This is a genomic window from Dyadobacter sp. 32, from assembly GCF_902506755.1.
Classification (GTDB): Bacteria; Bacteroidota; Bacteroidia; order Cytophagales; family Spirosomataceae; genus Dyadobacter.
This window is the reverse complement of sequence record NZ_LR735258.1, coordinates 780,233-802,296: the sequence shown is the minus strand read 5'-3', so window position 1 is coordinate 802,296 and position 22,064 is coordinate 780,233. Positions and strand designations below refer to the sequence as shown.

The window sequence follows — 22,064 nt, the reverse complement described above, 5'->3', positions numbered from 1 at the left end:
GATCCAAAACTAAGGCAACACACATTCGGAAAAATTGACGTGTGTTGGTCTCAAGGCTGATATAAATCAGGAATTTGGTTCCGTTGTCTTTTAAATGCCCAATTGCCCGGCAACTTTTTCAATCCAGAACCGGGCCATCAGCTCATGACCGGCCGGCATGGGATGTATTCCATCCCATATCCAGTATTCGGCGGGTGCTTTGCTAAGCGCTGCATCGAAAGCATGCTGGAACGGTACGTGTACAGCCTGAAATTCGGAGGCGAGTTGTTTGGTAATCTTCTGCCGGATGCTGACCTCCCTTTGAAATACCTCCCAATTGTCTTTCACTTTCCCTACGGGCAGAATGAACGGTTCGCACAGCACAAACCGCAATGCAGGGAGCTTAGCCTTTGTTCGAATGAGTAGTTCCCGGTAACCTGTCTCAAATTGGTCAGGGGTGCATGAGGTATCACCCCTGACAAACCCGCCGACATCATTGATACCTACCAAAATACTCAACACATCCGGCTCTAAGTCAAGCGTGTCGGCCTGCCAGCGCTCAGCCAGATGTGTGATCCTGTTGCCACTGATTCCCCGGTTATAGAACTGAAAACCTTTATCCGGGTAGTCATACCACAACCTACCCGCAATGTTGCAGGCGTAACCATGACCCATCACATGGTTCCAATCGGTATTCCGGGTTCTGTTACCATCTGTGATCGAATCCCCCTGAAAGAGTACCGTGAGGCCGTATGCATGATGGCTAGAGAGCTGTTTTTGATCCAAACCCGCACCTATTGCCGGATTTCCTAGGCTGGCACCTGTGGCTGCCACTACAAGCGTTTTGATAAAATCCCTTCTATTTTTCATAATAACCCTGTTACCAAGACAAGAACCCCGGAATTTCGCATTACTTCAATTTTGTAAAAAAACCATTCATAAACATCAGCTGATATTGGATCGCGTTGTTCCAGTACGGCCAGTTGTGTCCTCCCGGGCGTGTGATGTATTCATGCGGAATATTCCGGTAGAGCAGTTGCTGATGCAGATTTTCATTTACTTTGAAAAAGAAATCTTCCGTTCCGCAGTCAATGACGAGCGCAAGTGAATTGGGTGTCAGTAAATGCAGCTGATTTACCACTGTATTTTTTTCCCACCTTTCCGGCTGCTCGGCATATTTGCCCAGCCTCCGGGCCATATCCCAATTATTTGGAAACGGCCGTATATCCACTCCCCCACTCATACTGCCGGCAGTTCCAAAAACGTCCTGGTGACGGATACCCAGGTACAGTGCCCCGTGTCCGCCCATGCTCAACCCTGTGATACCGCGTCCACGCCGATCCCTGATCGTTTTGTATTTGCCATCGACAAACGCCACCAATTCTTTTGACACATAGGTTTCATATTGAAATTGAGGGTCTATCGGGCTATCCCAATACCAGCTTCCTACGGCCCCGTCCGGGCAAACAATCATGATATTGTACTGATCGGCAAGCTTGGTGACATCCGCTGCCTTTTTTATCCAGTCGCTATAATTTCCGCCATAGCCATGCAACAAATACACCACCGGCATTTCTTTTGACTGATTATAACCCACAGGTTTTACGATGACCGCCTTGATTCTTTTTTTCATCACTTCGCTATACGTTTCCACCGTATCCACTTCTGCCGCAACAACATCCAGCGACATAGTGGCGAATATCAACCAGCAAGCAAGCAGCATACATACATTTTGACTCAGGAAAGTCGGCAGACTTTTCAGCATCGCGCCTTCCCTGAAATACAGCTTTTCAATTTTGTTCATCAGACTTAGAATTGATTCATCGATTAATTTTTTCAAAGGTAAATTACCTGTGCTCATCCTAAAACCATATCATCCAGCATCCATACTTACTGTAACACGCATAAGTTTGGTAATCGAGGAGAATTTTCTCCACAACTTTTCATTAAAAATACCTGTATTAAACGCACTATTCGGGCAAAACGGGGAATAAGAGCGCAACTAACTGGCAAAACCGGTCTGGCATAAATTTGTAACCAAACACCGCATAACTATCACCATTAACCTTATCTTTCACATGGGAAATCTTCTTTATACAATTGCCGTTATACTTGTCATTCTATGGCTGATTGGCTACTTCGGTTTTGCTAGCTTCGGGATGGGCAATATCATTCACATTTTGCTTGTGATTGCCATAGTAGCCGTAATACTTCGGGTAATCCGCGGAGATCGGGTGGTTTAGATCATTCCAGCTACGTCGTTAATGAAAGAGTAACAATATCAACTCATTTGTTAACGATTTGCATATTTTATCACATACACTTGTAATCAATAGATGAAGAGCTATCCGGAAATTTCCGGATGGCTCATTTTTTTTGCGGGTTGTCCGCGTTACGGTAGTATATTCACAGCATTGACTTCGATAGCCCCCTTCACGATTCAGACTCATGACCCACGAAAAAATCTTTAAACGAAAAGATGGCAGCCAGGTAAAGTTGTCTGTCTGGCTCTATGTCCACGAAAACAAATCCAACTGGGGCTATCTGATGTGGATTAAAGAATGCGGATCGGACCGGTGGATCGACCCATTCAGTGACAGGGATTACGTACTACGAATCATAAATCCCAAATTAAAAGAGGGCATCAAAGTCGATGCCTTCGATCATTACGTTTCATCCAAAGAAATTCTTGAAGCGAAATTGGAACTTTGGAAATTAATCAAACCAGTTTAACTGTCACAGCACATCTTTAAGGACTTCCCAAACGTTCTCTGCCACAATTTTATGCCCCTCAGCGGTAGGATGGATTCCATCTTTCTGATTTAATTTCACCTCGCCACCTACCCCTTCCAGCAAAAAGGGGATCAGCTTTACATTGTTTTTGTCGGCTATCTCTTTGTAAAGTTTCCTGAATTCCCCGGTATATTGGCTGCCCATGCTCGGGGGCATCTGCATGCCGGCCAGCACCAGTTTTGCATCCGGATATTTCGCTTTTACTTTATCAATGATTGCCTGAAGATTTTTTCTGGTCTCCGTTACAGGAATGCCGCGGAGACCATCGTTGCCACCAAGCTCAAGGACAAAAACATCCAGCGGATTTTTCAGAACCCAGTCAATACGGCTATTCCCGCCAGAAGTAGTTTCTCCGCTAACGCCAGCATTTACGACCTTATAATCCAGTCCCAAAGAGTCTATTCTTTTTTGGATCAGCCCGGAAAAGGACTGCGACGGATCATCAAGCCCATAGCCGGCAGTGAGACTATTTCCAAAAAATAAAATGGTTCTCTTGCTGCTCACGGAAGGTTTGGAAGCCGCCACGGACGTATCCGCAGAATTATCTGTGTTTTCTTTTTTCTCCGTATTACATGCTGCAAACACGATCGTTAGTACAAGAAATCGGGCAATGGTTGTCATCATATATTTCATAAACACAATCAGATTTGTTTTATGGCACAGGAATTTGCTTAACAAATTATTCAAAGGTAACAATCCCCGCCTAATTCACAGATGAGGAAACGACCGTTCACTTATTTTTAAACGCCATTCAACCTATATTTATCTTCCATTTCAATCCCATAGAACCAAATTTTATCAAAACCGGTTGCCAAGTCTTACAAAGCACCCAAAATACAATCATTTGATGAGCACCATTCTCGATCTTCAACAGGTAGGCAAAGTATATCAAAGTGGAAATCGGTCGCTAACCGTTTTAGAAAATATTAATTTCTCGGTACCCGCCGGATCCACGTTATCTATTGTTGGGCCTTCCGGAAGTGGTAAAACCACATTGCTGGGGTTATGTGCAGGACTGGACCGATCATCTTCCGGCCTGGTGGAGCTGCATGGTACCAGGCTGAACGGATTAAATGAAGATCAACTGGCAGCGGTCAGGAATAAATACATCGGCTTCATTTTTCAAAACTTTCAATTGATGCCTACGCTGACCGCTCTGGAAAATGTAATGGTGCCTTTGGAATTAAGAGGTGAGAAAAATATAAAACCGCGCGCACTCGACCTGCTCGATAAGGTGGGCCTCGCCGATCGGGGGCACCATTATCCTACCCAGCTCAGCGGCGGAGAACAGCAGCGCGTCTCACTCGCCAGGGCTTTTTCCAATAAACCACAAATTCTGTTTGCCGACGAACCCACGGGTAATCTGGATGCGGAAACAAGTGAACGGGTCGTGAAACTCCTTTTCGAACTTAACCAGGAAGCCGGAACAACACTCGTGGTGGTCACCCACGACCTGGAACTTGCTGCCAAAACACAACGAATCATCCGAATTAAGGGTGGCAAGATCATTTCTGACCAGCCCACTACGACAGGAGAAGAGGCATGAGTGCTCAGCGCCTCAAACTGCCTATTGCAAACCAACATCCTGCTTCATAATATTGTATACAGTCACATAGATGCAAAACGAATTTTCTAATCCCAACGAAGGAACCAATCTGAACTGGCTATTAAAAATGGCCTGGAGAGATAGTCGGCGCAACCGGTCCCGACTTTTGTTGTTCATTTCGTCCATAGTCCTCGGAATTGCCGCACTGGTAGCCATTTATTCTCTGGGAGACAATCTCAGGTCAAATATTGACGACCAGGCAGCCTCGCTGCTTGGAGCCGACTTGGAAGTATCAGGTAATAAAGCACTTACAGGAAAAGACAAAGCATTTATTGACTCCCTTGGTATCAAAAGATCCGAGGAGAGAAGTTTTGCTTCCATGATACTTTTCCCTAAAAACGGAGGAAACCGCCTCGCACAGGTAAAGGCACTGCAGGGCGATTTCCCCTATTATGGGGAGCTGGAAACCGTTCCTGCAGCTGCGGGAAAAGCCTTCCGCTCAAAAAAAGAAGCGCTTGTGGATCAGACACTCATGCTGCAATATGAAGCAAAGGTTGGCGACTCGATTAAAGTGGGTGAAGTGACCTTTGCCATTGCAGGCATACTCAAAAAAGCTCCAGGACAGACGGGCTTCACCAGTTCAGTTGCTCCGTCCGTATATATCCCGATGCAGTATTTGACCCAAACCGGCCTCATGCAAAAGGGCAGCAGGATCGCCTACCGAAATTATATCAATTTCTCAAAAGAAACCGACGTCACGAAACTTATTGAGCAACTTAAACCACGGATTGAAGCTGCCAATCTTGATTACAAAACGGTACAGACCCAAAAAGAAGATACCGGCCGATCGTTTCAGGATCTGACCCGGTTTCTCGCACTCGTCGGTTTTGTAGCCTTGCTACTGGGTTGCATAGGGGTTGCGAGTGCAATACACATTTACATTCGCGAAAAACTCAACTCCATCGCAATTCTCCGCTGCCTGGGCGTGCGAGGCTCACAGGCATTTCTGATCTATCTCATTCAAATAGCAGGCATCGGGCTTATTGGCTCCATACTCGGTGCATTGCTGGGTACGGGTATACAGCAGTTTCTGCCCTATGTGATCAAGGACTTCCTGCCTTTCGAACTCACCACCGGCATTTCGTGGTCGGCTGTTGGGCAGGGTATTGGGATTGGTCTGATCATTTCCATTTTGTTCGCTTTACCACCACTTGTAGGTATTCGTAAAATATCGCCCCTGAATGTTCTGAGAGGATCATTGGAACCATCCAAACTCGAAAAAGATCCGTTAACCTGGGCCATCTATGTGGTGATCATCCTGTTCGTATTTGGGTTTTCCATGCTCCAGACCAAAAGGGTTATCGAAGCTGTAACCTTCACCGGGGGCATACTGGCGGCATTTCTTATACTGACTGCCATGGCCAATCTGCTGATGTGGCTCGTACGCCGGTTCTTCCCGACCTCGTGGAGCTACTTATGGAGACAAGGCCTAGCCAATCTTTACCGACCTAATAATCAAACAATTATACTGATCGTGGCGATAGGACTTGGCACAAATTTTATCTGTACATTGTTTTTTACGCAAAATATTTTACTCAAAAGAGTACAGCTTTCGTCCAGTGGCAACAAACCTAACATTGTTCTATTCGACATTCAGACCAGCCAGAAAGAAGGAGTTCTTGCCATTGCCAAACAGCGCGGCTTAACTGTGAACCAGATGGTGCCGATCGTCAATATGCGCCTCGAGGAAGTTAATGGCCTAAATGCGACAGATGCTTTGAAGGACACCACAAACGGAGATGCCGCAAGGATTTTCGGCCGGGAGTACCGGGTTACTTTTAGAGATACCCTCACTTCTTCAGAAATAATAACGGCAGGTAAGTGGCAGGGTACTTATACCAATACATCCGCTGGCATTCCCGTTTCTCTTGAAAAAGGATTTGCCGAACGAAACAAAATCGAGCTGGGCGATACGATGACTTTTAACGTCCAGGGCTCCATCATGACAACCGTAGTTGGCAGCTTGCGCGATGTGAACTGGGGTGAAGTGCAAACCAATTTTCTTGTAGTCTTCCCGAAAGGCGTGCTGGAAGACGCACCGCAGTTTCATGTGATGATGACCCACGTCCCTTCGCCACAAGTATCTGCACAGTTTCAACAGGCGTTGGTTCAAAGCTATCCGAATGTTTCGATCATAGACCTTGCACTTGTACTCCGTGTCATTGATGATCTTTTCGAAAAAATTGGATTTGTCATCCGGTTCATGGCCGGGTTCAGCATCCTTACAGGTCTCATCGTCTTGATATCTTCGGTGTTGATCAGCAAGTATCAAAGGCTTCAGGAAAGCGTTTTGCTTCGCACATTAGGCGCAAGCCGCAGGCAGATCTTCGCCATCACTTCGCTGGAATACATGTTTCTTGGCTCACTGGCAGCCGCAACGGGCATCCTCATTGCCCTCATCAGTAGCTGGGCGCTGGCAAAGTTTAGCTTCGAGACCGAATTTACACCGGAATTACTACCAGTGGTATTACTCTTCGCCTTTGTTTCGATGCTGACCGTCTTTATTGGATTGATCAACAGTCGGGGACTGTTATCCCGCCCACCCCTGGAAGTATTACGTCAGGACGTTTAATAGCGGTGCCCCCCATTTGGCACAACTCGCCGCACCTACTCTTAACAATTTGATAAACCGGGATTGCTGAAAACCTTGGATGAATTTCCGAGTATTGCAGCCAGAAACTGGTTGTGCTAAATGGTACGCGCAACCCATTTTCCATTCATCCGCAACTATCAACTTATCCGGCGCCAATGCTGATTCTCAATACATTTATTGCAATTTTTTCCTTGAATTTTTTCAAACGTTTGCATAGAATTTCAAACGTTTGCATTCCCTATTGAGTATATTCTATAATTTACATTAATAATACAATTTGTATTCTTGTAACTTGTAAGACTCTACTCACCCCGCCTGATCAGAGAAAGTGCTTATTATTTTATCAATTTGTAACCCATAATTTATTATTATGAGAAAATCCTTGACTCTATTTGTCAGAACCGGGACGTTTCGCAGCTGCCTTTTACAGTTTATCGCGCTTTGCGGACTGTACGCTGTGGCCGTTGCTGAAATGCCTGTTCGAAAAAATGCAGCAAAAGAAATTCGTCAAAAGGGAAACGTTTCGAAGGAAATAACCTTGACCGGAAAAGTAGTTACCGGTGAACCCGGTACCGGACTACCTGGCGTAACTGTAGTCATCGCACAGGAAGGTGGGGGGAACAAACAGGGAACGACCACGGACGCCCAGGGTTCATTTTCATTTGCCAACCTTCAGACCGGCACAAAATATAACCTTGAGTTCAGTTATATCGGTTTCGAAAAACAGTCTGTAAGCAATTTTCTGCTTACAGAGAACAACAGCAATTCCTTGGCTATCAACCTGAAAGAATCTGCTTCTAATTTATCAGAAGTGGTAGTGGTAGGATATGGAAGCACAGTGAAAAAAGATATCACGGGCTCCGTAAAGTCACTTAAAGCTGCTGAATTTAATGCCGGGATCATCAACTCTCCCGAACAATTGCTTCAGGGCAAGGTATCAGGCGTGAATATTACCTCCGCTACCGGCGAACCGGGAAGTAAAACATCCATTACAATCCGGGGCCCTGGAGGCGTTCGTACAGGCAGTACACCCCTTTTCGTGGTAGATGGGATGGCGCTGGACAACAGCGGAACCGGAGGCGACGTGAACCCACTCAACTTCCTTAATCCCCAGGATATCGAATCTATAGATGTACTTAAAGACGCTTCTGCCACAGCCATTTATGGTGCCCGTGGCGCGAATGGCGTCATACTGATTACGACGAAAAAGGGCAAATCAGGCCAGGCAAGTGTTACATATTCCGGATCACTCGGCCTCTCTACAATGGCTCGCCCGCTGGATGTATATTCCGGTCCGGAATTCTTATCAGAAGGTAACAAACTGGGCGGAAGCGCCATTATCAACGGTGGTGCCAATACGGATTGGCAGAAAGAAATCTCACGTCGCGCTGCGACCCACAATCACAATGTTTCCATCGGCGGTGGATCCGATAAAATGACCTACTACGGTTCATTCGGTGCCCAAAAACAACAGGGAATTCTGAAAGGCAGTCAGATGGATCGTTACACAGGACGGATAAATCTTTCCCAAAAACTGTTAAATGACCGGGTTACCGTGGATCTGAATCTCAATGCCACAAATTCAAAAAGGCTGAGAGGCGATAATCAGGGACTCATAGGGGCTGCCATTACCGCTAACCCAACTTACAAAACATTAGACGAAAAAGGAGAACCTTTTCAGTATCAGGATGGAACGAACCCGCTGATCACGCTCAAACTTTACAAAGAACAACTGGTAACAAACCGGGTACTGGCCAGCATATCACCATCTGTGACTATCTTCAAAGGGTTGGTCTACAAGCTTAATTTCGGTATCGACAATTCCACTGCCACTGAAGACCGGCAACGTCGGCCCAACACCGTACCTTACGAGATCGGTAGATTGGAAACTTACTTTACAAAAAATTCCAACCGTCTGATCGAAAACTATTTGACCTACACTTTTGCAAGCAAGAATCACAGCCTCACCGCTCTGGTTGGTCATTCGTATCAGAATATCTTCCTGCAGGGTAAAAATTTCAGTATCAACAAATTCCCAGTTTCGGACATTGAGCCGATTTACAACCCTGGCCTTGGGCAGGACCTGACCTTGGTGCTCAACCAACCAGGAGGCTACACGGTTATCAACGAACTTCAATCGTTTTTTGGCCGTGGTACCTATTCCTTCAAAGACAAATATCTGATGACAGCCACCCTTCGGGTGGATGGTTCTTCTAAATTCGGTTCCAATAACAAATACGGTTACTTCCCTTCATTCTCATTGGGATGGCGGATCTCTGATGAGGAATTTATGAAATCATCTCCTTTTTCAGATCTGAAACTTCGTGGAGGATGGGGCAGAACAGGAAATCAGGAAATTCCATCCAAGATCACACAGGCCCGCTTTACGTCCTCTGTGTCAGGTACCACAAGTTATCCTTTGGAAAATACCGGCCCTTACCCCGCAGGTACCGCCTACACGCGTCTGGCTAACCCCAATATCCAATGGGAAGTATCCTCGCAGACCGACATAGGTCTTGATTTCGGAATATTTAAAGGTGCATTGACCGGTGAGATTGATTATTTCACCAAAACATCTGAAAAAATACTGCTTGAAGTAATCCCAGCCGATCCTGTGCAGCCGGCGGGTACTTTCTGGACCAATGTTCCGGATATGAAAATCATCAACCAGGGCCTCGAATTTGACTTAAATTTCAGAAAATCCCTTGAAAATGGCTTGCGCTACTCAGTTGGTGGTAACATGACCTTTATTAAAAACAATGTTACCAACTCTCCGTATACCGTAATACCTTCAGGTTCTGCATCAGGCTCGGGTCTTACCTCGGCTACGATCAACGGTTACATCAATGATCAACCGATCGGAACATTCTTCCTGAAAGAGTTTACCGGCTTTGATGATAAAGGGATCAGCACTTTCCGGGATGTGGACGGCGATGGTATTGTTACAGACAAGGACCGTATTGCTGCCGGAACTGCGTTGCCAACCCGCATGTATAACTTCAACGGAAATGTTGCTTTCAAAGGATTTGACCTCGCTATCAACTTCAACGGCGTTGCGGGCAACAAGCTTTATGATAACACGGCTAACTCCAATTTTTACAAACTAAAGCTTTCGAAAGGTGTAAACGTAACGCCGGAGGCGCTTGAAAGTCCGACGGAGTCCATTAACAACTCAGCGCCCGTTTCCACACGTTACCTGAAAGACGGTGCTTATCTCCGCCTGAACAATCTTGTTTTGGGCTACAATCTGAATACCGCCAAACTTGGTATAAACAAGTGGATTCAGACTGCAAGAATATCTGTAACCGGTCAGAACCTGAAAGTGTGGACCAAATACAATGGCTATGATCCGGAAGTTAACAACGACCGTTCGATCAATGGGATCACGTCTTACGGTATCGACTACCTGAGCTATCCAAAAGCGAAGACCGTAATTTTTAGCCTTAACCTAGGATTTTAATCAAAGAAATGATGAAAAAGAAAATATCACTCATATTGACGGCAGCAGGGATACTTTTCCTGACCAACGCCTGTACAGATTTAAAGGAGCAGGTACTCGACGAAACTTTAAGCGCACAGGTTTCTGACGAAGCTGCGGTAAGAGGACTTATTGCCCCGGTATACGCATTATTGCCAACCCTGTTTGAGCATACCAGGTACTTCGTTTTACAGGAAATATCTACGGATGAGGCCATCCTACCCTATCGTGGCGGTACGGACTGGGGCGACAATGGTATATATCTGGCTTTGCACGGACACACGATGACCAGCACAAACCCGAACGTCACCAATACGTGGAATACGCTAACCCAGTCTATTTCCAGATGTATCACGGCCATGAGCTCGTATGCCAATTCAACCAGTCCTGAGGCAGCGCTGTACTCCGCCGAAGCCAGAGGGATGAGAGCGTACTACAACATGGTTGTGCTGGATTTGTTTGGCATTGCCTTCCAAAAGGAGGATGCCGGAACTACATCTAAAATCCTCCGAGGAGCTGAAGCAGTTAAATATATAGAGACTGAGCTATTGGCCGTGGAGCCTCTTGTACAATCAAAAGCCGTAGTAGGGCCAGGACGTTTAAACCAGGCGGCTGTCTGGTCTCTTCTGGCCAAGCTCTATCTGAACGCACCCGTTTATCGCAATATCTATGGCACTTCATTTGACTTTGGAACCGGTGATATGGATAAAGTCATTCAGTATACCGACAAAGTGATAGCTTCCGGTCAAGCCAAGCTTTCTGCGGATTATTTCTCGATTTTCAATGACGAGAACCACTCCAATGAAGAGCTGATCTTTGCCGTGGACCAACGTTCAGATCTTAACGGACACAACCGTATGGCGTATTTCTCCATTTCGGGAGATCAGTTCCCGCTGGCTGCATTTCCTGGCGCCAACGGTACCGATGGTCCGGGCATCACATCCGACTTTTACCAGACTTGGGTACAAGCCTATGGAACTGTAGACCCTGCCCGTGATCCGCGATTTTACAAGGAAAACATGTCTATTTACAGCAACAAGGCCGACACCTGTATCAACGATGCGGATTACAAGATCAACCGTGGTATCCTACGCGGGCAACAGTATGGAGCGTTACGTGTAAACGGTGCTTTTGTACGTTGCGCGGGAGGAAAATTGAAAGTGGGAAAGCTCACCTATTCTACCAGAAACCGGTTTGACCTCGATGTGAATTTTTCCGAAAGAATTGACTTCACTACGGCCGGTAGCAACTACAATACGGGATATAGGGTAGCCAAATACGAATTCAGTAAAAAATCGGATACAGGTCGCAACAGGGGCGATGCTGACATCATCATCGTTCGCTATGCAGATATCTACCTGATGCGGGCAGAAGCTAAATTGCGTAAAAGCAACGATGCTGCCGGCGCACTGGCAGATGTGAATATAGTAAGAGCCTCCCGCACGGCTACCACACCACCTCCCCCACTCACCAGTATGACCCTTGATCTGCTGTACCGTGAAAGAGGTTTTGAGTTCTATTGGGAAATGCTACGTAGAACAGACATGATCCGTTTCGGTAAATACGAAGGGGTCTGGACAGAAAAAACCAACTCAGATGTAAAGAAGAGGATCTTCCCGATTCCACAAAATGCGATTGACGGTGCGTCCAACCTGCCAGGGTATCTCAAGCAGAATGATGGGTATTAAGATTTAAATTAACCTAAGCTAAATTTGACCAAAGGAGTCAGCTTTTTCGAAAGTTGGCTCTTTTGGGTTTTGGCCAAATAGAATGGCAACTCGTAGAAAAATATACGAATTCAAATCGCTATTTCCTTATTTCCTTACCCCTATCATCGTAATCACCTTCCATAAAGAAACCCGCAATCAATCAAAACATACAGGAGGAATAGATTCAAAATAGGTAGTACACAATCTATGTGACCTATGTGCCTATGTGGTGCAAAAATATAGGCTGTAATGAAATCAAATTTGTTCGTTATGGCATGGCATTTAACAGGTATCCTATCCCAAACACCTCAATTTCCCCAAAAATCCCTTATCTTGGCACAAATTCTCAGGCTCGAAAAAATTTATTTCATTACGCAAAAACACCCAGTGAATTTGAATCTCCATACCATCAAAACAAAATACCAGGTTGATCTTGCCGAAATTCTGATATTTTTTTTCACCGTTTTATTTTTTTTACCCACTACCGGACTTGACGGGGACATATCCTGCTGGATAGGCTGGAGTATGTTTTTCACCAATGCCCCTTTTACAAAAGTATACTCAGCTGGCTACATCAACTACCCGCCATTTTTCCTTTACTTTCTTAAGCTTTTTAGCGTTGTGTTCGATTCGGAGGGAGCCATAAAGTCCAACATCAACTGGCTAAAGATCGTCGCATTTATTTTTGACCTGCTGCCTCTGGTTGTTCTTTTCCGCTTCATTCGAAATACCACCTACCTGAGCTGGATCAAATATTTGCTCCTGTTCAACCTTGGCTATTTTTACAACTCTTTATACTGGGGGCAGGTGGATAGTATACACAATGCATTTATCGCCTTGGCTTGCCTCTTTGTATATAGTCGTCCATTACTTGCCGCGTCATTGCTTGTATTTGGCCTAAACAGTAAGCTACAAACGATCAGCATTTTACCCGTTTTTGCCATTGCATTTATCCCGTACATAAAGTCTGACAAATTCAATATACTGCGCCTTGGTATTGCCGGGATCCTTACACAAGCCTTCATTCTCAGCCCGTTTATTTTCTTTGGAGGGCTTCGCGCGTTTGCCAAAATGGCCGTGAGCTCGGTGGGTTATTATCCTGTGCTGTCCATGAATGCTTTTAATTTCTGGTATCTGCTCATCCCCGGCGACCTGGGTTTGGTTTCCAACCAGCTGCTTTTTATGGGAATTACCTACCAGACCTGGGGCGTATTGCTGTTTTTCGGAGCGGCCGCGATGGCCATCCTGCCCCTGTTTTTGCTTAGCCTCACCAAGTCAACGGAACAGCTTAAAGACCATGATTCCATTGCTTTTTTGGCGCTCACCGCCGCATTAACCATACTGATTTTCTTTTATTTCAACACCGAAATGCATGAACGATATTCGCATGGCGCAATGATCCTGTTTTTTGTTTATGGAGTTTTTACAAAAAAAATGGATCTTTTCCTCCTTACATCACTCGTTTATCTGCTTAGTCTGGATCTCGTACTGAAAGCGCTCGACTTAAACTATTCGGCGTTCTATTTGCAGCCGGTATTTCTTTCCGTTATTTATCTGATCATTATTCTGCTGGCTTATTTCAGGATATACCGCCTTGCGTTAGCACTTGGTTTAAAAGAATCCATATTCGAACTACAGACGTCGGCAAAAATCCTATTTAGATTAAACTAAATATCCTGTCAGTTATCAAAAAGGTGAAATTCGGGCACACCTTAATGAGTTGGCATCCATTTTGAAAATTACGATTTGACACAATGTTCTAGCCTGTCAGGAAGTATGAGTCGCTAAACAGGATACACAAAGATAAATTTACGCTGTATCCTTTTTTTTGGTTCGACGATGGGCAGATGGCTGTCTTTACCTCTTGGACCGGGAATTAAAATAGATATTGTTGCTTATGCATCTCAAAATATGCAATGATGCGTGTTGCTATTACGAAAACTATTAATTTCGCGAAACTTCGCTCTGAGTGTCGGCAAAAAACCATTTCCGCACTGGTTGCTCATCGTTAATTCTTGAAAATACATGCTTCATTTAGATCGTCAAGCGGTTAAGCTTCTTGCGTTTGTTGTGCCCTCACTGCTACTTGCCTTCTTTTCAATTCACAACCTCGATTATTTTGGACTTGATTACGACGAACTGATTTTCGTAAATGCAGCGCTTGGGGATTTGGATGGAAAAACTTTCATCCATTTGAAATGGCACGGCCTGGTGCTCATGGTTTATAGCTATATCGGCGCGCTCAAATCCTGGCTGTATATCCCTATTATCAAGTTATTCGGGGTTAACCCCTGGAGTGTCCGAATTCCGGTAGTTTTGATCCTATATGTAAATGTGTACCTTTCCTACAAAGTCGCCCTTGGCTACTTTAGCAGATATGTAGCTTACGCCGTATTCCTGATCCTTTCAGTTGATCTCACTTTCATTACACTACAACGCTTCGATAAGGGCCCTTCGGCTATTGAAACGTTGGTAAAGCTCGGTATATTAATCCTCCTATTAAGGCCTGAAACAGTAAAAAAACAGTTTTTGCTTGTAGCGTTGGTGCTTATTGGAATTTACAACAAAGTAAATTTCATATGGATTGTAAATGCCTTGTATGGGGTCTGTTTCCTGATGCACTGGACCGACATCAAGGAGGTAATTCAACGTAACATCAGCCTTCAGGCATTTTTCAGGTCGATCATTTTCCGGTACACAGTACTTTATTTATGCATTGTGATCTGCTATGTTGCATTCATTTTAGCTCTCGAAATTCACCCGTCTCCGCTCCCATCCACGATAAAGGAACTGGGTGAAGTGATTGTATTTCAGGTTAAAATGGTAAAGTACACGTTGATCAACACCCGTGTATTTTTTTGGTTTGGATGGAACTATCAAAACAATTTACTACAGCTAGCAGGAAATCTACTGTTTCCGGGAATCATTCTCATTAATCTATTCATATACTGGACCAGGCGGGTAAGCTTCCGAAGTTTTCATACTGCATTTGGACTATATATTGTCTTGATATTTATTCAAATTGTAGTTACTGTCAACGCAACCAATGCCTGGCACACTTTCGTCTTGTACCCTGCACTTCACATTTTTATTCTGCACAGTTTCTATCTTTTGTTTCAGCCTTTTTCAGGAGTTAAAAAACTTTCCTTTGTTACAATTGCTGGCCTCTTGACCGTGGTAAACATTTACAATCAATACCAATTCTGGTTGAAATCAAAGCATGAGTGTGTAACCGGAGAATTGTTCATACCGGAAATGTCAACCTTGATATCCTATACCCAGAAACGGCCTGAAAGGACGATTATCTCAACAGCCTGGGGCCTGCATTCTCCTTTGTTGTTATCTGATAAAAAAAACAAAACGTATTTCGAAAGCATTTTTCTGCCTTATCCCACAGGGTACGAAAAGTGGTATCAGGAGAATGTTAAAACCTTAAAGAGTTCTGGTCAGATCTTGCTGGTCGACTGCGTCCTTGAAAAAACACCCATGTATGGACACAACTATAACGTCAGGGATAATTACCGGTTCCGGCTGCTAAACGAATTTTTAAACACCAAAAAGCAAAATGCCTATTTGATAGCAGTGATCAGGAACAAATGTGGAGAACCGGTTTACAATATTTATAAATTGCACGATATTTAAGCCATCATTGCGGTAATATCTACCTGACAAGCATGGCCAAGGTCCGGCCATCCGGGCGCGGCATCAAATACGCAACGACGACTCCCTGATAATCAGCTCCGAAGGAAGCACAATACTTTCATGGCTGAAATCGCCGGAAGCATTTAGCTGGCTAAGGAATAACCTGGATGCCTCCATGCCAATCTTCCTCCCAGGCCGGTTCACCGTCGTGAGCGATGGGAAGGTATACGCCGTTACAGGCGAATTGTCAAAACCCACCAAACCGATGTCCTGCGGAATACGAAGCCCTTTATCTTTTACCACACGCATAGCGTCGATCGCAACCTGATCATTTACACCAAAAATAGCATCCGGAGGCGAATCCATTTCCAGTAAACGCATAGCTGGTAAAATTGCACTTTAAACCCTGAAATTGGTGTTGATGATCAACTCCTCGCGTACCGGAAAACCGTATTTAGTGAGGCAATCCTTGTAACCTTTGAAGCGCTGCTCCGAAACCGTCAGTCCATTGGGGCCTTTCAAATGCGCAATTTGCTTATAACCCATGTTAATCAGATGCTCCACCGCAGCAAACGCACCGTGGTGGTCATCTACTGTTGCACGGTTGGTTTCAAAATCTTCATATTCCAACATTGATACTCAAATTTGGTAACTCAATCTGAAATTTAACCTTTGCTTTCAATGCAGTAAAAACTTTTATTAATGTATCCATAGTCACATTTCCTGAATTGCTCTCCAACCTTGAAATTTGCGCCTTTTGTACACCTACCAGTTTCCCTAATTCTTCCTGAGTCATATGTCTCTCTTTCCGAATTTGTCGGATGGCCGTTCCTATTAATTCCATTTGCAATTCGTACTCAAAACGATCCCTATCTGGGGTACCTACTTCTCCAATCAATTTATCCTGCACCTGATCTAATGTGAATGTTTTCATAGTTTATTTTGCTTTTCAGTAAAATACTTATTTCTCAACTGTTTATCTCTATCAATTTCATCTTCTGGAACTTTACTCCTTTTCTTAATAAAACCATTACAAGAAATGACAACTGTATTACTAGATTCTGTTTTCTCCCAAAATGCTAACAACCGATACTGAATTCCTTGGTATAAAGTCCTGAATTCCCATATATCGTCATGCAATTTTTTAAATAGCTCGGGATCATGACGAGTTTGGGCTTTCCTGATGTTATAAAGCATCTTCTCATAGTGCTTTCTTTCAAGAGCATGGAGAAATTCATATGCATCCTCTAAAAAAACAATTTCAAAAAAGACGAAGGTTTTAGAATTAAAAAAAGTTTCCTCATGATGAAACTTTTTTATTGACTCAACAGATAACGAAGTGTCTTATTCTGTTTCAAATACGCAACGAAGACTCCCTGATAATCAGCTCCGAAGGAAGCACGATACTTTCATGGCTGAAATCGCCGGAGGCATTCAGCTGGCTAAGGAATAACCTGGATGCCTCCATGCCAATCTTCCTCCCAGGCCGGTTCACCGTTGTGAGCGATGGGAAGGTATACGCCGTTATAGGCGAATTGTCAAAACCCACCAAGCCGATGTCCTGCGGAATACGAAGCCCTTTATCTTTTGCCACACGCATGGCGCCGATCGCAACCTGATCATTTACACCAAAAATAGCATCGGGAGGCGAATCCATTTCCAGTAAACGCATAGCTGGTAAAATTGCACTTTCAACCCTGAAATTGGTGTTGATGATCAACTCCTCGCGTACAGGAAAACCGTATTTAGTGAGGCAATCCTTGTAACCTTTGAAGCGCTGCTCCGAAACCGTGAGACCATTGGGGCCTTTCAAATGCGCAATTTGCTTATAACCCATGTTAATCAGGTGCTCCACCGCAGCAAACGCACCGTGGTAGTCATCTACTGTTGCACGGCTGGTTTCAAAATCTTCATATTCCCGGTCTATAAATATCAACGGGGTTTTACGCTGAATGACCTGTTCGAGGTGCTCGTAATAGCCGGAATCGTAGGTTTCCTGAGATACGGATAAAAATATTCCTTCTGCCCTGTTGGACAACAGTTTGGATAAATATTCCTTTTCCAGCAGATAGCTTTCGTTTGTCACACAGATGTTGAGTGTATAACCCATCGGCTGCAGGATATTGTGAAGCCCTTCTATCACCGCTGTTTCGTAGTAATTGCTGATCGTTGGCACCACCACACCCAATGACGCCGTCTTTTTATTTAGCAAACTCAGTGAAACTTCATTACGCTGATACCCCACTTCGCGCGCATATTCCTGGATATTTTTACGGGTATCTTCATTGATTGCGGGATGATCATTGAGCGCCCGGGAAACGGTGGAAGGCGAGCAATGAAAACGGCGGGCAATGTCTTTTATGGTAACCGGACGAGAGGAATTCATTATTATAATTATTGCAATGATTTATTATAATTTTTTCAAACGTTTGCATTCAATATAAGCATTTTTACATTTTGTACTTAATTTATACCATGCTATCATTGCACAAATGTACGGCAAATAAAGTGATGACAAATTTACTGGTTAAACCCGCAACCGAGAACAAAACCTACCATTCCTTATCAAGTGAGGCGGCCGGATGGAAATACCTGAACTTCGAGGCTAAAATACTGGATCTTGATGAACAAATAACCGGTAACACCGGTGAATACGAATATTGTATTGTTTTACTCGGCGGAAATTTCAAGGTGGAAGCAAATGGCCAGACCTGGGAAACGGTCAATGGCCGGAAGGATGTCTTCAGCGGTATTGGCCACGCCATGTATTTCTCAAGAAACACAGATTTCGTATTAACTGCCCGGTCAGCCCATACGGATATCGCTATATGCCGTGTGGCTACAGACGAAGATCATCCGCCCAGAATGAAACGCCCCGAGGAAGCTGCCATAGAATATCGCGGGGGTGATAATGCCAACCGCCAGATCAATAGTTTACTGGAACCTGGCTTCGATTGTCATAAAATTGTATGTGTGGAGGTATATACGCCCTCCGGTAACTGGAGTTCTTTTCCTGCTCACAAACATGACGAACGGAAAGTGGATGCTGACGGCAATCTGATAGAGGCCAATCTGGAAGAGATTTATTTTTATAAAATCGACAAACCTCAGGGTTACGCCATTCAGCAGGTCTATACCGAAGACCGTTCGTTGGACGAGATCATTCGGGTAAAAAACAATGAGGCTGTTTTGGTTCCAAAGGGATATCACCCGGTTGTGGCAGGGCATGGCTACAATGTTTACTATCTCAATTTCCTGGCAGGTAGCGACCAGTCGCTGGCCAATACCTCCGACCCCGACCATGACTGGATTTACGGTTCCTGGAAAGGATCAGACCCAAGATTACCGCTTGTTACTGCGGAAATGAATGGGTAAACAACATCGCCTTTTGGCTATCAGCTATCGGCTGATCAGGAAAGGCTGTTTTAATAAAATACTTGTACAACTTTAATGCACTTTACTGGCCGATTGCCCAAAGCTCAATAACATGTCCAACAATAAATACGATCTCCTGACCCTTGGCCGCTCGTCTATCGATCTGTATTCGGCCAATGTAGGAAGTCCATTCGAAAAGATATCTGCGTTTAACGCGTTTGTAGGGGGCTGTCCGCTCAACATAGCCACAGGCGGACAACGCCTTGGCCTCAAAACAGCTATTCTAACGGGTATTGGAAATGATCAGGTCGGAAACTTCATCAAACATTTCCTTGATGAGGAAGGTATTTCCACGCAATGGGTACCCACCATTGAAGGAACCCGAAGTTCCGCTGTGGTGCTCGGCATTGAACCTCCCGACCGGTTTCCGCTCGTTTATTACCGCGAAAACTGTGCGGATATCAACCTGAATATTGATCACGTAACTGCCATTCCATTCGCGGATTTTAAAGCAGCCGCCTTTTCGGGAACTGCATTCAGTAAAGATCCCAGCCGCACTGCGATGTTCTATGCTTTGGAACTTGCCCGAAAGAATCACGTGAAAACCTTACTGGACATCGATTTCCGCGCCGATCAGTGGGACGATCCACGGTCATTCGGTGTAACGCTTCGTGCCGCTCTCAACAGCTTCAACATTGTAGTCGGCACTGAGGAAGAAATACTGGCCACTTACCTAACCGACAAAGAGCAACTATTGATCAAACATCAGCAGATATCTGCCCCCGAAATAAGGGGTAATATCAACAATGCGATTGAAGAGATCATGAGGTCTGGTGTGGAAACTTTGGTTGTAAAAAGAGGAAAAGAGGGCGCATCCATTTTCCAGCCAGGAAAAGAAGAAGTGAAAGTTCCTGGTTTCCCTGTGGAGGTATTAAATGTATTGGGGGCGGGAGACGCGTTTTGCGCAGGATTTTCTTATGGATTATTAAATGACTGGGACTTGTACAAATCCGTAAGGATGGGAAATGCCTGCGGAGCCATCATCGTAACAAGGGAAGGTTGTGCCAATTTCATGCCCACAAATGCCGAAGTGATGGCATTTGTAGAGAGCCGGGGCGGATTTTGAAGTGACGAGTTAAGTAGTTAGAGAAGTTAAGAAGTTAGAGAAGTTAAGAAGTTGGAGCATCGAACCACTACCAGGGCTGTGTATTCAGACGCCGTAATTTGTGCCCCCCGAAGCCGAGGTTGTTTGCCCACGCACCTTTTAAGTGATCCAAAAAATCGTTTGTGAGGACACAAATGATGGCGGGAAGGGACACAAACGTTTGATAAAAAAAGTATTAAATAATTACAGCGCAACTCAGCGGATAACTCCGTGAACTCTGCGTTTAAATAACAATAGGAATGGAAAAATTAAAAAATTACATCGGCGGGCAGTGGGTTGACAGCCACTCAGATCAGTTTTTGAATGTGGTCAATCCGGCGAATCAGGAGGTACTGGCCCAGGTTCCGGCGGGAAATGCACAAGACGTCGCAGACGCAGCGGAAGCAGCCGAAAAAGGATTTCAGGAATGGCGAAGAACACCCGTTTCAAAACGTGTGCAGTATCTTTTCAAATTGAAAACCATTTTGGAAGACAACCTCGATGATATTGCCCGTACCATCACGCTCGAATCCGGGAAAACTTTCCTGGAAGCCAAAGCCGAAATGATCCGTGCCATTGAAAATGTGGAAAATGCCTGTGGTATGCCGGCAATGATGCAGGGTGAATTCTCGGAAGATATCGCAAAAGGCATTGACGAATACATGATCAGGCAGCCTTTGGGCGTATGTGCATGCATTGCACCCTTCAATTTCCCCGGTATGATCACCTTCTGGTTTCTCCCCTACGCACTAGCTTGCGGAAACAGTTACATCATCAAACCTTCGGAAAAAGTACCACTGACCATGACCAAAATTGTGGGGCTGATGGAACAACTGGATTTGCCCAAAGGTGTACTGAGCATTGTACAGGGAGGCCGTGAGGTGGTAGACGGGCTATTGGAGCACCCAGTGATCAAGGGAATTAGCTTTGTAGGTTCATCCAACGTAGCCAAGTATGTTTATTCCAAAGGAGCAGCAAACGGGAAGCGAGTCCAGGCGCAGGGCGGTGCCAAAAATCCGGTGATTGTATTACCCGACGCAGACATTGACATGACCACCCAGATCGTGATCGACAGCGTTTACGGCTGTGCTGGTCAGCGTTGCCTGGCAGCATCCACCATCATCACGGTTGGTGAGCACAAAGAAATCACCGAAAGTCTGGTAGAATCCACCAGAATCCGCAAAACCGGATTCGGACTGGACAGCGACGTGCAGATGGGACCGGTCATTACCACGGAAAGCAAAAATCGTGTCAATAATCTCATCGAGAAAGGGGTGCAGGAAGGAGGCCGAGTGCTCGTGGACGGCAGAAATGCCAAAGTAGAAGGATTCGAAAACGGGAACTTCATCGCCCCCACCATCATCGAAGACATTCCGCTGGACGGCGAATTGGCAGCTACCGAAATATTCGGACCGGTTTTGAGTCTTGTACACATCAATACCATCGACGAAGCCATTCAGTTTATTAACTCGGGCCGATACGGAAACATGGCCTGTGTATTCACAAGCAGCGGTCTGAATGCACGTAAATTCCGGCACGAAGCCGAAGCCGGTAATATTGGGATCAACATTGGGGTGGCTGCTCCTGTGGCTCAATTCCCATTCTCAGGCTGGAAAGACAGCTTCTATGGCGACCTCCACGGACAAGGCAAACATGCAGTAGAATTTTTCACCCAAACGAAAGTTGTAATCGAACGCTGGCTAAAAGAATGGAACCGTAAGTTTTAAAAAGCTTTTAGCAATCAG

17 protein-coding genes and 1 pseudogene are annotated in these 22,064 nt (G+C 45.0%); 11 read left to right on the top strand and 7 right to left on the bottom strand.

All coding sequences use genetic code 11. The features are described 5' to 3' along the window. Window positions 1-90 precede the first annotated feature (90 nt). Window positions 91-849, bottom strand: a complete 759-nt coding sequence (locus tag DYADSP32_RS03135; protein ID WP_149244078.1) for an SGNH/GDSL hydrolase family protein — start codon at window positions 847-849, stop codon at window positions 91-93. Between the two features lie 40 nt (window positions 850-889). Beyond that, entirely contained in the window at window positions 890-1,702 is an 813-nt protein-coding gene (locus tag DYADSP32_RS03130; protein ID WP_149244987.1) for an alpha/beta hydrolase-fold protein, read from the bottom strand. A gap of 355 nt (window positions 1,703-2,057) precedes the next feature. Here DYADSP32_RS03130 and DYADSP32_RS03125 point away from each other — a divergent pair, with 355 nt between their 5' ends. Together DYADSP32_RS03125 and DYADSP32_RS03120 are read left to right on the top strand one after the other, a co-directional pair. Then, the gene (locus tag DYADSP32_RS03125; protein ID WP_137339943.1) at window positions 2,058-2,222 is read left to right on the top strand and encodes a lmo0937 family membrane protein; all 165 of its coding nucleotides are present in this window, start codon (window positions 2,058-2,060) and stop codon (window positions 2,220-2,222) included. Window positions 2,223-2,427: 205 nt separating this feature from the next. Continuing rightward, window positions 2,428-2,712, top strand: a complete 285-nt coding sequence (locus tag DYADSP32_RS03120; RefSeq protein WP_149244079.1) for a hypothetical protein — start codon at window positions 2,428-2,430, stop codon at window positions 2,710-2,712. 3 nt (window positions 2,713-2,715) lie between these two features. Here DYADSP32_RS03120 and DYADSP32_RS03115 read toward each other — a convergent pair whose 3' ends face one another. Continuing rightward, window positions 2,716-3,405 (bottom strand): arylesterase, encoded by a 690-nt coding sequence (locus tag DYADSP32_RS03115; protein ID WP_414617476.1) that lies wholly within the window; start codon window positions 3,403-3,405, stop codon window positions 2,716-2,718. 214 nt (window positions 3,406-3,619) lie between these two features. On the opposite strand from DYADSP32_RS03115, the gene DYADSP32_RS03110 reads away from it, so the two are divergent. The 6 genes from DYADSP32_RS03110 (at window position 3,620) to DYADSP32_RS03085 (ending at window position 15,800) form a co-directional block, all read left to right on the top strand. Then, window positions 3,620-4,318, top strand: coding sequence for an ABC transporter ATP-binding protein (locus DYADSP32_RS03110; RefSeq protein ID WP_149244080.1), 699 nt, complete (start codon window positions 3,620-3,622; stop codon window positions 4,316-4,318). A 70-nt stretch (window positions 4,319-4,388) separates the two neighbouring features. Continuing rightward, a complete protein-coding gene (locus DYADSP32_RS03105) occupies window positions 4,389-6,950 on the top strand; it encodes an ABC transporter permease (RefSeq protein ID WP_414617475.1) in 2,562 nt (853 codons plus the stop codon). A 493-nt stretch (window positions 6,951-7,443) separates the two neighbouring features. Beyond that, window positions 7,444-10,431, top strand: coding sequence for a SusC/RagA family TonB-linked outer membrane protein (locus DYADSP32_RS03100; protein WP_414618148.1), 2,988 nt, complete (start codon window positions 7,444-7,446; stop codon window positions 10,429-10,431). Window positions 10,432-10,442: 11 nt separating this feature from the next. Then, on the top strand, window positions 10,443-12,137 hold the full coding sequence (locus DYADSP32_RS03095; protein ID WP_149244082.1) for a RagB/SusD family nutrient uptake outer membrane protein: 1,695 nt from the start codon (window positions 10,443-10,445) through the stop codon (window positions 12,135-12,137). A gap of 354 nt (window positions 12,138-12,491) precedes the next feature. Further along, a complete protein-coding gene (locus DYADSP32_RS03090; protein ID WP_414617474.1) occupies window positions 12,492-13,829 on the top strand; it encodes a hypothetical protein in 1,338 nt (445 codons plus the stop codon). 354 nt (window positions 13,830-14,183) lie between these two features. Further along, a complete protein-coding gene (locus DYADSP32_RS03085; RefSeq protein WP_149244084.1) occupies window positions 14,184-15,800 on the top strand; it encodes a hypothetical protein in 1,617 nt (538 codons plus the stop codon). A gap of 63 nt (window positions 15,801-15,863) precedes the next feature. On the opposite strand, the pseudogene DYADSP32_RS03080 reads toward DYADSP32_RS03085, so the two are convergent. The 4 genes and pseudogenes from DYADSP32_RS03080 to DYADSP32_RS03065 form a co-directional block, all read right to left on the bottom strand. Then, a pseudogene (locus DYADSP32_RS03080) lies at window positions 15,864-16,433 on the bottom strand (substrate-binding domain-containing protein). Next, window positions 16,420-16,734 (bottom strand): helix-turn-helix domain-containing protein, encoded by a 315-nt coding sequence (locus DYADSP32_RS03075; RefSeq protein ID WP_149244085.1) that lies wholly within the window; start codon window positions 16,732-16,734, stop codon window positions 16,420-16,422. The pseudogene DYADSP32_RS03080 and the gene DYADSP32_RS03075 overlap by 14 nt, the downstream one beginning before the upstream one ends. Then, window positions 16,731-17,060: a type II toxin-antitoxin system RelE/ParE family toxin gene (locus DYADSP32_RS03070; RefSeq protein ID WP_414618147.1), complete on the bottom strand. Its 330-nt coding sequence runs from the start codon at window positions 17,058-17,060 to the stop codon at window positions 16,731-16,733. The genes DYADSP32_RS03075 and DYADSP32_RS03070 overlap by 4 nt, the downstream gene beginning before the upstream one ends. A gap of 94 nt (window positions 17,061-17,154) precedes the next feature. Next, window positions 17,155-18,186 carry a LacI family DNA-binding transcriptional regulator gene (locus DYADSP32_RS03065; RefSeq protein ID WP_149244087.1) on the bottom strand — a complete coding sequence of 344 codons (1,032 nt, stop codon included), beginning with the start codon at window positions 18,184-18,186 and terminating at the stop codon, window positions 17,155-17,157. Between the two features lie 125 nt (window positions 18,187-18,311). On the opposite strand from DYADSP32_RS03065, the gene iolB reads away from it, so the two are divergent. The 3 genes from iolB to DYADSP32_RS03050 all read left to right on the top strand — a co-directional run bounded on the left by iolB (window position 18,312) and on the right by DYADSP32_RS03050 (window position 22,046). Continuing rightward, a complete protein-coding gene (gene iolB / locus DYADSP32_RS03060) occupies window positions 18,312-19,175 on the top strand; it encodes a 5-deoxy-glucuronate isomerase (RefSeq protein WP_149244088.1) in 864 nt (287 codons plus the stop codon). Between the two features lie 112 nt (window positions 19,176-19,287). Next, a complete protein-coding gene (gene iolC / locus DYADSP32_RS03055) occupies window positions 19,288-20,301 on the top strand; it encodes a 5-dehydro-2-deoxygluconokinase (RefSeq protein WP_149244089.1) in 1,014 nt (337 codons plus the stop codon). A 278-nt stretch (window positions 20,302-20,579) separates the two neighbouring features. Further along, window positions 20,580-22,046 carry a CoA-acylating methylmalonate-semialdehyde dehydrogenase gene (locus DYADSP32_RS03050; RefSeq protein ID WP_149244090.1) on the top strand — a complete coding sequence of 489 codons (1,467 nt, stop codon included), beginning with the start codon at window positions 20,580-20,582 and terminating at the stop codon, window positions 22,044-22,046. Window positions 22,047-22,064: the final 18 nt, after the last annotated feature.

Coding starts and splice junctions, on each gene's coding strand:
- DYADSP32_RS03065 (WP_149244087.1), bottom strand. CDS start 18,186: ATGAATTCCTCTCGTCCGGTTACCATAAAAGACATTGCCCGCCGTTTT.
- DYADSP32_RS03095 (WP_149244082.1), top strand. CDS start 10,443: ATGAAAAAGAAAATATCACTCATATTGACGGCAGCAGGGATACTTTTC.
- iolB (WP_149244088.1), top strand. CDS start 18,312: ATGACAAATTTACTGGTTAAACCCGCAACCGAGAACAAAACCTACCAT.
- DYADSP32_RS03085 (WP_149244084.1), top strand. CDS start 14,184: ATGCTTCATTTAGATCGTCAAGCGGTTAAGCTTCTTGCGTTTGTTGTG.
- DYADSP32_RS03130 (WP_149244987.1), bottom strand. CDS start 1,702: ATGCTGCTTGCTTGCTGGTTGATATTCGCCACTATGTCGCTGGATGTT.
- DYADSP32_RS03135 (WP_149244078.1), bottom strand. CDS start 849: ATGAAAAATAGAAGGGATTTTATCAAAACGCTTGTAGTGGCAGCCACA.
- DYADSP32_RS03050 (WP_149244090.1), top strand. CDS start 20,580: ATGGAAAAATTAAAAAATTACATCGGCGGGCAGTGGGTTGACAGCCAC.
- DYADSP32_RS03100 (WP_414618148.1), top strand. CDS start 7,444: ATGCCTGTTCGAAAAAATGCAGCAAAAGAAATTCGTCAAAAGGGAAAC.
- DYADSP32_RS03110 (WP_149244080.1), top strand. CDS start 3,620: ATGAGCACCATTCTCGATCTTCAACAGGTAGGCAAAGTATATCAAAGT.
- DYADSP32_RS03115 (WP_414617476.1), bottom strand. CDS start 3,405: ATGAAATATATGATGACAACCATTGCCCGATTTCTTGTACTAACGATC.
- iolC (WP_149244089.1), top strand. CDS start 19,288: ATGTCCAACAATAAATACGATCTCCTGACCCTTGGCCGCTCGTCTATC.
- DYADSP32_RS03120 (WP_149244079.1), top strand. CDS start 2,428: ATGACCCACGAAAAAATCTTTAAACGAAAAGATGGCAGCCAGGTAAAG.
- DYADSP32_RS03075 (WP_149244085.1), bottom strand. CDS start 16,734: ATGAAAACATTCACATTAGATCAGGTGCAGGATAAATTGATTGGAGAA.
- DYADSP32_RS03105 (WP_414617475.1), top strand. CDS start 4,389: ATGCAAAACGAATTTTCTAATCCCAACGAAGGAACCAATCTGAACTGG.
- DYADSP32_RS03125 (WP_137339943.1), top strand. CDS start 2,058: ATGGGAAATCTTCTTTATACAATTGCCGTTATACTTGTCATTCTATGG.